The sequence below is a fragment of the Dolichospermum sp. LEGE 00240 genome, assembly GCF_015207875.1.
In the GTDB taxonomy this organism is placed as follows: Bacteria; Cyanobacteriota; Cyanobacteriia; order Cyanobacteriales; family Nostocaceae; genus Dolichospermum; species Dolichospermum gracile.
In genome coordinates this window covers 1-10,686 of record NZ_JADEVZ010000111.1, presented here as the reverse complement: position 1 = coordinate 10,686, position 10,686 = coordinate 1, and the positions used below count along the sequence as shown (strand labels likewise).

Annotated in this window: 9 protein-coding genes and 1 pseudogene; 8 read left to right on the top strand and 2 right to left on the bottom strand. The window is 39.2% G+C overall.

Going from position 1 to position 10,686, the window contains the following annotated elements:
- The first annotated feature begins 65 nt into the window (after positions 1 to 65).
- The 3 genes and pseudogenes from IQ226_RS26075 (at position 66) to IQ226_RS23185 (ending at position 1,340) form a co-directional block, all read left to right on the top strand.
- The gene (locus tag IQ226_RS26075) at positions 66 to 272 is read left to right on the top strand and encodes an AMP-binding protein (protein ID WP_193899318.1); all 207 of its coding nucleotides are present in this window, start codon (positions 66 to 68) and stop codon (positions 270 to 272) included.
- Positions 273 to 367: 95 nt separating this feature from the next.
- Positions 368 to 736: pseudogene (locus IQ226_RS23195) on the top strand (AMP-binding protein); the annotation flags it as partial.
- Between the two features lie 415 nt (positions 737 to 1,151).
- Positions 1,152 to 1,340 (top strand): hypothetical protein, encoded by a 189-nt coding sequence (locus tag IQ226_RS23185; RefSeq protein WP_193899316.1) that lies wholly within the window; start codon positions 1,152 to 1,154, stop codon positions 1,338 to 1,340.
- 58 nt (positions 1,341 to 1,398) lie between these two features.
- On the opposite strand, the gene IQ226_RS23180 is transcribed toward IQ226_RS23185, so the two are convergent.
- Positions 1,399 to 1,668, bottom strand: coding sequence for a YciI family protein (locus tag IQ226_RS23180; RefSeq protein ID WP_193899315.1), 270 nt, complete (start codon positions 1,666 to 1,668; stop codon positions 1,399 to 1,401).
- Between the two features lie 367 nt (positions 1,669 to 2,035).
- Between IQ226_RS23180 and urtA the strand changes: the two genes are divergently transcribed.
- From urtA to urtE, 5 genes are all read left to right on the top strand, one after another.
- Complete coding sequence (gene urtA / locus IQ226_RS23175; protein ID WP_193899314.1) at positions 2,036 to 3,352, top strand: urea ABC transporter substrate-binding protein; 1,317 nt, start codon at positions 2,036 to 2,038, stop codon at positions 3,350 to 3,352.
- A 208-nt stretch (positions 3,353 to 3,560) separates the two neighbouring features.
- Positions 3,561 to 4,721, top strand: a complete 1,161-nt coding sequence (locus IQ226_RS23170) for a branched-chain amino acid ABC transporter permease (protein ID WP_193899313.1) — start codon at positions 3,561 to 3,563, stop codon at positions 4,719 to 4,721.
- A gap of 56 nt (positions 4,722 to 4,777) precedes the next feature.
- Entirely contained in the window at positions 4,778 to 5,938 is a 1,161-nt protein-coding gene (gene urtC / locus IQ226_RS23165; RefSeq protein WP_193899312.1) for an urea ABC transporter permease subunit UrtC, read from the top strand.
- Positions 5,913 to 6,686, top strand: a complete 774-nt coding sequence (gene urtD, locus IQ226_RS23160; protein ID WP_193899311.1) for an urea ABC transporter ATP-binding protein UrtD — start codon at positions 5,913 to 5,915, stop codon at positions 6,684 to 6,686. Before urtC ends, urtD begins: the two co-directional genes overlap by 26 nt.
- Before the next feature lie 90 nt (positions 6,687 to 6,776).
- Positions 6,777 to 7,475, top strand: coding sequence for an urea ABC transporter ATP-binding subunit UrtE (urtE, locus tag IQ226_RS23155; protein ID WP_193899308.1), 699 nt, complete (start codon positions 6,777 to 6,779; stop codon positions 7,473 to 7,475).
- 76 nt (positions 7,476 to 7,551) lie between these two features.
- On the opposite strand, the gene pheT is transcribed toward urtE, so the two are convergent.
- Positions 7,552 to 9,987 carry a phenylalanine--tRNA ligase subunit beta gene (pheT, locus tag IQ226_RS23150; protein ID WP_193899319.1) on the bottom strand — a complete coding sequence of 812 codons (2,436 nt, stop codon included), beginning with the start codon at positions 9,985 to 9,987 and terminating at the stop codon, positions 7,552 to 7,554.
- Positions 9,988 to 10,686 lie beyond the last annotated feature (699 nt).

The window sequence follows — 10,686 nt, the reverse complement described above, 5'->3', positions numbered from 1 at the left end:
TCTAATATCTCTGCTAATCTACAACATCCTCCATGCTTTGGCTCTGATAGCAAAAACAGAGTGTAATGTTCCAGATTGCATTGTGCTGTGGAAGGTTTGCTGATTTTTCTAATTGTCCGATACCTGAGCGATCGCTCCAAATAATCGTGAGTATGTTGGCAATCCTCAAAGCAGGTGGTGCATATCTGCCTCTAGACCCCAACTATCCACAAGAGCGTTTGGCAGATACTTTAGGCGAGGAGGAGGGCGGGGAGACCCCGCCCCTACGGTAAAATTCCTGGAGTTTTTGCCAGAACTGGAAGCAAAAATTATCTCAATAGATGCAGACTTGCAAGTTATTTCTGCTCAAAGTCAAGAAAATCCAGTTAGTGATGTAACACCAGAAAACTTGGCTTATGTAATTTATACATCTGGTTCTACTGGCAAGCCTAAAGGGGTAATGATTCCTCATCAGAGTTTAGTTAACCACGGCAAAGCTACGATTGCAGAATATCGTATTACCAGCCATGACCGAGTTCTCCAATTTGCTTCTTTTAGCTTTGATGTTGCGGCTGAAGAACTTTTCCCCACTTGCTTAAGTGGTGCAACTTTGGTAATGCGACCGGCTCAGATGTTTACTTCTTTTGCAGAGTTCGCCCAATTTTTAGCAGCAGAAAATGTGACGGTTGTGAATCTACCAACACCATATTGGCAAGAGTGGGTTTTAGAATTATCTCAAAGGAGCTCCAGCCACTGATACCGCTGTATACAGAAAATTCCCTTGAGTCTGTTCCTGAACCAGAGTTCGACTGTCAGAATACCTACCAAAAATTAGCAAACGCAGATATTGTTTTGCCGACGATTGATCAAAAACTACTAGATATTTATTTTTCCTATTTCATCAATAGTGGCTTTTTAGATCACCGGGCAAATTGAGCGTGTGCCGCATCAAATAGTCACGCCATACGGACAGGTAGTGAAAGTAATGGATCAGGTACATCAGGTGAAAGGGGCAAAATTAGCGATCGCCACTCAACGCCAGTAAAGTATTAGTGCGCCCAAATTCCGCTTAGTTATTCCCAGGCAATTATCTGATTGATTGCCTTTGTAGCGCGTCCTATGGTTGGGCTAGGATAAAATTATGTCAGTTATTAAGGGAGTTGATGGTAATTATGAATTTACTTGTTTTCGGAATCATCGTGGTTTATATCGGTGGTGTGTGGAAATTTTGGACTGGATTTGGTAGGACTAATTTTAATCAAACTTTACCTAATCGTATCGGTTTAGCTGTGCTATGGCCTGCTTTGTTTTTAGCTAATTCATCCTATCGTCGCAATTTCCAAAAGGCACTGAAGGGATAATTAATTCGTAATTACCCATTACGAATTAATTATTTTCGTGAAAAGTTGTGTCAAGGGGCTAAAAAGCCTGAATCCATTCTTTAACAGAATACTCTGTCCAAATGCCGTTTTGCCAATAGGGATCTGATTCTACTAATTGACGAACGGTGTTTTCGTCTTCAGCTTCGTAGATAGCAAAAACTTGAGTTACATCTTTTGTTGGACCAATGGTAATTAAAATTCCAGATTCTTTCTGTTGTGCTAATCCGGCTAAATGGTCTTGACGATAGGGTTCGCGTTTGGTAAGAACGTCTTCACAATAGCTTCCCCATAAGATGTATTTTGTCATAATTTCTGATTTGATTATTGATACTAATTAAAAAATATAGCAACATCAGGTTTTTTAAGATAGAGATTGATGATCAAGTTTTTAATTTCACTAATATGCCTACATACTTAATTGTACTCATTATAATGCTAAAAAATATACATACATTTATAGTTATATGAAGTAGATCCTAACTTGCTCATTGCTGGCAGGGAGGGGGTTAGGTGTGTTGTTATTATACCAGTCCCGATGAGAAAGAAATTATATTTTTCATCTATCTTGAGGTAGATTTTTATTAAAATAAATTACAATTTTGTATAACAAATCACAGTTTAATAATTAAATATAGAACTAATATCTCAGTTTAAAAAGATAACTAATCAAAAATATGGGTAGACAATTTAACCGACGTAAGTTTCTGCTTTATGGTGCAGCGGGTATTGGTAGTAGCATTTTTTTAAAAGCTTGTGCTAATAACTCTCCAAATACTGCGAATAGTCCAGCAGCATCCACCACTATATCTCCCGTAGCTGGTACTACTGGTAAAACTATCAAGGTAGGTATTTTACATTCTCTCAGTGGCACAATGGCTATCAGTGAGAAAAGTGTGGTAGATGCGGAAAAACTAGCAATTAAGGAAATTAACGCTGCTGGGGGTGTTTTAGGTAAACAAATTGAAGCAGTTGTTGAAGATGGCGCTTCCAATTGGGATACATTTAGAGAAAAAGCTACCAAATTGATTGACCAGGATCAAGTAGCTGTGGTTTTCGGGTGTTGGACTTCTGCTAGTCGCAAAAATGTGAAGCCAGTTTTCGAGAGCAAGGATCATATGCTCTGGTATCCTGTGCAGTATGAAGGTCAAGAATGTTCTAAAAACATTTTTTACACTGGTGCAGCCCCAAATCAACAAATTGAACCTTCTGTTGATTGGTTGTTGAAGAATAAAGGTAAAGAGTTCTTTTTAGTAGGTTCTGACTATGTTTTCCCCCGCACTGCTAATAACATTATTAAGGCTCAATTAGAGGCTTTAGGTGGGAAAACTGTTGGGGAAGATTACTTGCCCTTGGGTAATACGGAAGTAACAGCTATTATCACAAAAATCAAGCAGGTTTTACCCAATGGTGGTGTAATTTATAATACTCTTAATGGTGATAGTAATGTTGCTTTCTTCAAACAGTTGAAAGGAGCGGGATTGACACCAGAGAAGTATCCTTCCATGTCTGTGAGTATTGCGGAAGAGGAAGTTAAAGCCATTGGTGTGGAGTATCTAAAAGGACATTATGCTGCTTGGAACTATTTTCAAACAGTAGACACACCTGCGAACAAGAAATTTGTGGCGGCTTTCAAGAAAGAATACGGTGAAGATAGGGTAACAAATGACCCAATGGAAGCGGCCTATATCGCCGTGTATTTATGGAAACAAGCGGTAGAAAAGGCAACTACAACTGACTTAGCAAAAGTCCGGGCTGCGGCCTATGGTCAAACTATAGATGCACCTGAAGGAAAGGTGACTGTTAATGCTAATCATCACATATCAAAAATTGTGCGGATTGGTCAAGTCAGACAGGATGGCCTATTTGACATTGTTTATGCTACTCCCGCACCAGTTGAACCAGTTCCTTGGAATCAATTTGTGAAAGAGACTAAGGGATTTGCCTGTGATTGGTCAGATCCTGCAAAAGGTGGTAAATACAAGAAAGGTTAATTTGGTGGTCAGTTGTCAGTATTTAGTGATACAACAAATTGCATCTCGATGAGGTATGTATGGGCAGGCAAGATTCCCACCCGACAAGAGTTTTACTATTCATATTTGTACTTTGTTTAGTGGCAATTTTGTGATGTGAAAATAACTAAAAAATAACTAATAACTGACAACTGACTATTAAGAATAAATTGATAATTGCGGGGAGAAAATGTTAACAGGTTTTTTGGAAGCTGTCTTTAATGGTATTAGTATTGGTGCTGTTTTATTAATTGCTGCGCTAGGATTAGCGATCATATTTGGCTTAATGGGTGTCATTAATATGGCTCATGGTGAGCTAATGATGTTTGGTGCTTATACAACTTTTGTGGTGCAAAATGTTTGTAAGCAATTGGGTGGGGTTTGGTTTGAAGTTTATATCTTTTTGGCTTTGATTATCGCTTTTATTTTCACTGCTGGTGTGGGATTAATTTTGGAAAAAAGTGTAATTCGTTATCTCTATGGACGACCTTTAGAAACTCTGTTAGCAACCTGGGGAGTAAGTTTAATTTTTCAGCAGTTTGTCCGCAGTGTGAATTTATTATTAGTCATGGGGATGGTTTTGTTTTCTGTTTTGTTTTTTGGGGGTTTATGGATTTTAAATTCTCGGAATAATTTACAGAAAATTCGTAACTGGGTTGTGGGAGTTTTACTATTTTTGTCACTAGGATTGACAATCACAATTTGTAATTTATTGAGTAAAACCTATCAGCAAGCGGTAACTTTACCTTGGTTTGGCGCTCAAAATGTGGATGTTACAGCCCCTAGTTGGTTACAAGCTGGTGTATCTTTAGCTGGTGTACAATTACCTTATGCCCGGTTATTTATTATTGTTTTGACGATTATTTGTGTGGGGGGAATTTATCTATTTTTGCAACGTTCTCATTGGGGATTAAGAATTAGGGCTGTTACTCAAAATCGCAGTATGAGCGCTTGTTTGGGTATTCCCACTCAAAAAGTTGATGCAATTACTTTCGCGCTGGGTTCAGGGTTAGCTGGTGTGGCTGGATGTGCAATTAGTTTACTCGGTTCTGTCGGACCAAATACTGGACAAAATTACATTATTGACACCTTTATGGTGGTGGTTGTCGGTGGTGTGGGTAATTTAGCTGGTACGATTTTGGCAGCTTTGGGAATGGGGACAATTAATTATTTAATTGGTTCGGGAACTTTGGCTTTGTTATTGGGTGCGGTTAAGCCTTTGGCTGATTTATTTAGTTTTTTTGCAACTACAAGTATGGCTAAGGTGATGGTTTTTGCGTTAATTATTGTGTTTTTACAGTGGAAACCTGGCGGAATTTTTCCTCAAAAGGGTCGTCATGTTGATGTTTAAGTCATGGGAAATTAACCGCAGATAAACGTGGATTTGAGAAAATGGATAAAGCAGGAATGATAAAAATTAAAAAGGGGCGGAGTTTAATATTAGTTGAAGTTGGGGTCGTTTGTGCGATCGCTTTAATTTTGATTTTGATGATGCCGGTGTTACTTTCAGATTTTCGTCTGAATTTATTGGGACGATTTTTGTCTCTGGCTATTGTGGCTTTAGGAATTGATTTAATTTGGGGTTATGCTGGTTTATTGAGTTTGGGACATGGGATTTTCTTCGGTTTGGGTGGATATGCGATCGCTATGTACCTAAAATTGCAAGTCCCCACGGGGGAGTTACCGGATTTTATGTCCCTTTATGGTGTTATGGAACTTCCTGGATTTTGGCGGCCTTTTTCTTCTTTTCCCCTGTCTATGGCTGCTGTGGTGATGATTCCGGGTTTGTTAGCAGGATTACTGGGATATTTAGTCTTTCGTAATCGCATTAAGGGCGTTTATTTTTCGATTTTGACTCAAGCTGCAATTATTGTATTTTTCAATTTTTTTAATGGACAACAACAATTTTTTAATGGCACAAATGGGTTGATAGATTTTACCACTTTTCCGCCTTTGTCTTGGGGAGTCAATGGCAGTGGTGCTATAGTTAGTGATAGCAAAACTCAATTTGTTTTTTACGTCTTGACGGTGGTATTTTTGGCAGCTACTTATGGGCTTTGTCGCTGGTTAACTAGTGGACGTTTTGGCAGATTATTAATAGCTATTCGTGATGATGAAAGTCGGGTGAGATTTTCTGGTTACGACCCCACAGATTTTAAAGTCTTAGTATTTGCTGTTTCGGGAGCAATTGCTGGTATAGCTGGGGCATTTTACACCGTTCAAAGTGGTTCTGTATCCCCTAGATCCATGGATATTGGCTTTTCTATTGAAATGGTGATTTGGGTGGCTGTGGGGGGAAGAGGGACATTAATCGGGGCAGTTATTGGCACTTTATTAGTTAATTATGCCCGGACTTTTTTAAGTGAACAATTCGCGGAAATATGGCTATTTTTTCAGGGTATACTATTATTAATTATCGTCATTCTGCTTCCTGATGGCATAATGGGATGGTTAAATCAACAAAATATTCCTTTTGGGAAACGTCAGCAATTAAAACTTTCTGATACCTATCCTAGTTTAGAAGAAGATATGGAGGTGAAACATGAACGCCAAAATCTTAGAAACTGAAGATGTCACCGTTAGTTTTGACGGTTTCAAAGCATTAAATCGCCTAAATTTCAGCATGAATGTTGGTGAATTGCGGGTAGTAATAGGTCCAAATGGGGCGGGAAAAACTACCTTTTTGGATGTGATTACGGGTAAGGTGCAACCAACTATAGGAAAAGTATTATTTAAGGGTAAAAATTTACGTTCTTTAGCTGAACATCAAATTGCACGGCTGGGAATTGGGCGCAAATTTCAAACTCCACGCATATATCTTAATTTAACACCTTTCGAGAATTTAGAAATCACTAGTAATCGTCATAAAAATGTCTTTTCTACCTTGTTTCGTTCTATCAATTATGCGGAAAAAAATAGTCTGAAAGGCTTATTAGCAACAATTGGTTTAACTGCAAAAGCAAATATTCCAGCGGCTTTATTGTCCCACGGAGAAAAGCAACGTTTGGAGATTGGAATGTTAGTAGCACAATCTCCTGATTTATTACTTGTTGATGAACCAGTGGCTGGTTTAACAGATGAAGAAACCTATAATATCGGTAATTTGTTATTAACATTAGCGGAAAGTCATTCAATTCTAGTCATTGAACATGATATGGAATTTGTGCGACAAATTGCTAAGAAAGTGACAGTATTACATGAAGGTTCAGTATTGTGTGAAGGTGATTTTGAGAAAGTCAGAAATGACCCCCGCGTTATTGAAGTATATTTAGGAAAACAGGAAGATAATCACACCCCCCTTAGTCCCCCCTTGTAAAGCTGGGAAACAAGAATCCTGTCCCCTCCCCTTTATCAGGGTAGGGTAAAGTTAGGAAAAATTAAAATAGTTAATCAGGTTAATTTTATAATGCTAAAAATTTCTAATCTTAACGTTCATTATGGTGAAAGTCATATTATCAGAAATGTAGATTTGACTGTATTACCAGGACAGATGGTATGTTTAATTGGCCGCAATGGGGTGGGGAAAACAACCATGCTAAAAACAATTATTGGCTTACTCAAACCCAGCAGCGGAATTATTAATTTTGCAGGGGAGATAATTAACAGTAAACCAACTTATGAAAGGGCGAAAATGGGTATTGGTTATGTGAGTCAGGGAAGGGAAATTATCCCGCGATTAACAGTTAAAGAAAATCTGCTTTTGGGATTAGAAGCTAGACAAAAACCAGTCAAAAAACCAGAAATTCCTCCAGAAATTTTTAGCCTATTTCCAGTGTTAAAAACTATGCTTTCTCGTATGGGTGGAGATCTAAGTGGTGGACAACAGCAACAATTAGCGATCGCTCGTGCTTTAATGGGAAAACCACAACTACTCGTATTAGACGAACCGACGGAAGGTATTCAACCCTCAATCATTTTGGAAATTGAAGCCGCAGTCCGTCAGATTATTGAAACCACAGGGATTTCCGTCTTATTGGTAGAACAGCACTTGCATTTTGTCCGTCAGGCAGATTACTATTATGCTATGCAAAAAGGGGGGATTGTTGCTTCCGGTCTAACTCAGGAACTTAGTCAAGATGTGATTCAAAAGTTTTTGACGGTTTAGTTTAGTGATAATTGATAAAGCCAGGGAATAAATTCCCTGTCTCATAGCAAAAGTCGGTTTTAACCGACTGTTTCGATTAACTTCTCAAATTCACACCAAATTTTTCCACTAAGGCTGTCCGCACTTGATTATGAACTGGTTCAATTTCATTTTCAGTGAGAGTGCGATCGCTCGCACGATATACTAACCGAAAGGCTAAACTGCGTTGTCCTGTGGGGACGTTTTCACCCCGATATTCATCAAACAATTCTACAGAATTTAACAACCCTTTCCCAGCTTTATTAATAACTTTTTCCAATTCGGAAACCGTCACTTTCACAGGGGCAAAAAACGCCAAATCTCTGTCACTAGCTGGATAGTTAGAATAGGAACTGAATTTGGGAACTAGCAAATCATCATGATCCCAGGCATCCAACAGAGCATCTAAATCCAATTGAAACACATAAACGGCTTCTGGTAAATCCTTCTCTCGACGTAATTGGGGGTGAACCTGTCCGAATGTTCCCAGTCTACTACTCTTTACCCATAATGAAGCTGTGCGTCCAGGATGTAAGCGAGAATCTCGATTTTCGGGTTGAAATTCTACCACTAATTTTAGTTGTTTAAAGACACTTTCTAAAATGCCTTTGGCTTCAAACCAAGTAATCGCTTCTTCCTTACCACCTCTTGACCATTTACCGACAGTGATATCACCACCAATAATTCCAGCCAGGATTTCCGCTTCTTGTAAACCCTCTTCTTCGCGCCAGAAAATCCGCCCGATTTCAAAACCGTTTAATGCCCCATTTCCTTGCTCTATATTATATTGAAAAGCGGTAATTAAACCGGAAATCAAATCAGTGCGTAAAGCCGAATATTCAGTAAACAAAGGGTTACTTAAAATGATCTGTTTATCTTCACCTGGTTTCACCAAAGAATAATGAATTAATTCTGTTAAACCTTCAGCGCGGAGATAAGCGCGTAACCTGCGAATTAATTCTTGTTCTAAAGATAGATAACCAGCTTCGGATTTTTCCGGTAGAGTATCACAGAACTTATCATAACCATATAACCGGGCAATTTCTTCAATTAAATCAATTTCCCGTTCTAAATCACGGTAACGATAGGGAGGTACGGTAACTGTCCAATTCCGGTCATCAATTTTGGCTAATTTACATCCTAAAGCCGTGAGAATTTTTTCGACATCTGACCCTTGTAATTCTCCTGTTTCTTGTCCTAATTCAATCGGACCTAGCACTTCATTAACTTTATCTAAACGCAGGTTAATAGAATGTGACCAAGTAGAAATATCTGGACGATAATCGGAAATTTCTTGCTGAACAATCACCCCTGCGGCTAATTCACTAATTAAGGATAAAGCACGGTGACAAGCTATTTCTAATTCGGCACGATTTACGCCCCTTTCGTATCTACCAGAAGCCTCACTTCTTAACCCCGCACTGCGAGAAGAACGCCGAATAGCCACAGAATCAAATAACGCAGCTTCTAAAACTAAACTTTGTGTACCTTCGTGAACTTCTGTTTCTGCACCACCCATAACACCTGCTAAAGCCACCGCTTGATTATTAGCAGTAATTAATAAATTTTGGGTTGATAAATTGCGAATATTTCCATCTAAGGTTTTTAAAGTTTCCCCAGTTTCCGCAAACCGCACACCAATGATTAAATTTTCGCCGCCACCTACAGATTGTAAACGCCCTTTATCGAAAGCGTGAAGAGGTTGTCCTCTTTCTAATAAGACATAGTTAGTGATATCAACTACATTATTAATTGGTCTGACTCCAGCAGCGCGTAAACGTTGTTGCAACCATTCAGGAGAAGCCGCAATTTTGATGTTTTCGACAACTGTACCAATATAAGCAGGACAAGCTTGGATTTCAGAAATTTTTAAAGTGATGCTTTTCCCAGTCTTGGTATTTTCTACTTCTGCAATGGGGGGAATTGATAGTTTTCCGCCAGTTAAAGCTGCTACTTCCCGGGCAATACCCACCATAGATAAAGCGTCAGCCCGGTTAGCAGTAGCGGTGACATCTAAAATCACATCTTCCAAACCCAATAGGGGACGAACATCACTACCCACCATCATGTTTTCTTTAGGGAAGATATGAATACCGTCAATATCAGTGGGTAAACCCAGTTCTTTTAAAGAGCATATCATCCCATTGGAAGGAACACCACGCAGTTTTGCGGGTTTGATTTTTAAATCAATGTTGGGTAAATAAGTTCCTGTGGTGGCGACGGGGACATAGATATCTGCGCGGACGTTCGCAGCACCGCAAACGATATTTACAGTCTCAGCAGCCCCAATATCTACGGTACAAACGCTCAATTTATCTGCGTTGGGGTGGGGTTGACGTTCTAGCACTTTTCCCACAACTACACCATTTGCCCAAGTGCGGCGGTCTTCTATATCTTCTACTTCAAACCCTGCCATTGTCAAGGTTTCCGCCAGTTCTTCTGGGGTGAATTTGATTTCTACAAGTTCTTTTAACCAGGTTAGAGAAATACGCATGGAGTCTGTTTGTTTAGATTTGTCTTTCGCTCTAATTTTATATATTAGGTGAAAATTATGAGATTTTTTTGGTTTACATCCAGGTGCAGAAAATTTGTAGAGACGTTCCATGGAAGGTCTCTACATTCTATTATGATTAATTAAGTAGATATCAGAATCTATTCCGATGGGAGATATGTCCTTGCAGCAGTGCTTCGCTATCGCTATCTGAAATTTCCCAAATTTTGTATATACTCAAAACGGCTAAAACTTGGACTTTTTTATAATACAAATAACAGTCTCAAAGCCTCTCCCCGTTGCAGGGAGAGGTTTTGAGAGGGGTTTCATATTTAGTTAAACAATAAACCGTTTGCAGTATAAAAACTGTCCTCCAAGGTATTCAAAAATCCGATAGCGGAGCGTGGCGTTAGCCATAATTACCGATTGTGACACCAGGGGGTGCGGAAGGTGGGCTATAAATGCGGTTTTTCCATACTAATTATTCAAGTGCGGAATGTGGGATAAATAGCAATGGATTCAATCACCGCAGTCATCGCTAAAAAAGCGTGCCAAAAACAAAAACCGCCTCTAAGTAAATAGAGGAGGCATTGTTGGATGAAAAAATAAACCTGGCATCGAGCTATTTTCACGTGGGGCTACCCCCAAACTATCGTCGCCGCAGCAGCGTTTCACCTCTGAGTTCGGGAAGGGATCAGTGTG

Bases quoted from the DNA above. Each gene is read 5' to 3' on its own strand.
- IQ226_RS26075 (WP_193899318.1), top strand. From the start codon at position 66: ATGTTCCAGATTGCATTGTGCTGTGGAAGGTTTGCTGATTTTTCTAAT.
- IQ226_RS23185 (WP_193899316.1), top strand. From the start codon at position 1,152: ATGAATTTACTTGTTTTCGGAATCATCGTGGTTTATATCGGTGGTGTG.
- IQ226_RS23180 (WP_193899315.1), bottom strand. From the start codon at position 1,668: ATGACAAAATACATCTTATGGGGAAGCTATTGTGAAGACGTTCTTACC.
- urtA (WP_193899314.1), top strand. From the start codon at position 2,036: ATGGGTAGACAATTTAACCGACGTAAGTTTCTGCTTTATGGTGCAGCG.
- IQ226_RS23170 (WP_193899313.1), top strand. From the start codon at position 3,561: ATGTTAACAGGTTTTTTGGAAGCTGTCTTTAATGGTATTAGTATTGGT.
- urtC (WP_193899312.1), top strand. From the start codon at position 4,778: ATGATAAAAATTAAAAAGGGGCGGAGTTTAATATTAGTTGAAGTTGGG.
- urtD (WP_193899311.1), top strand. From the start codon at position 5,913: ATGAACGCCAAAATCTTAGAAACTGAAGATGTCACCGTTAGTTTTGAC.
- urtE (WP_193899308.1), top strand. From the start codon at position 6,777: ATGCTAAAAATTTCTAATCTTAACGTTCATTATGGTGAAAGTCATATT.
- pheT (WP_193899319.1), bottom strand. From the start codon at position 9,987: ATGCGTATTTCTCTAACCTGGTTAAAAGAACTTGTAGAAATCAAATTC.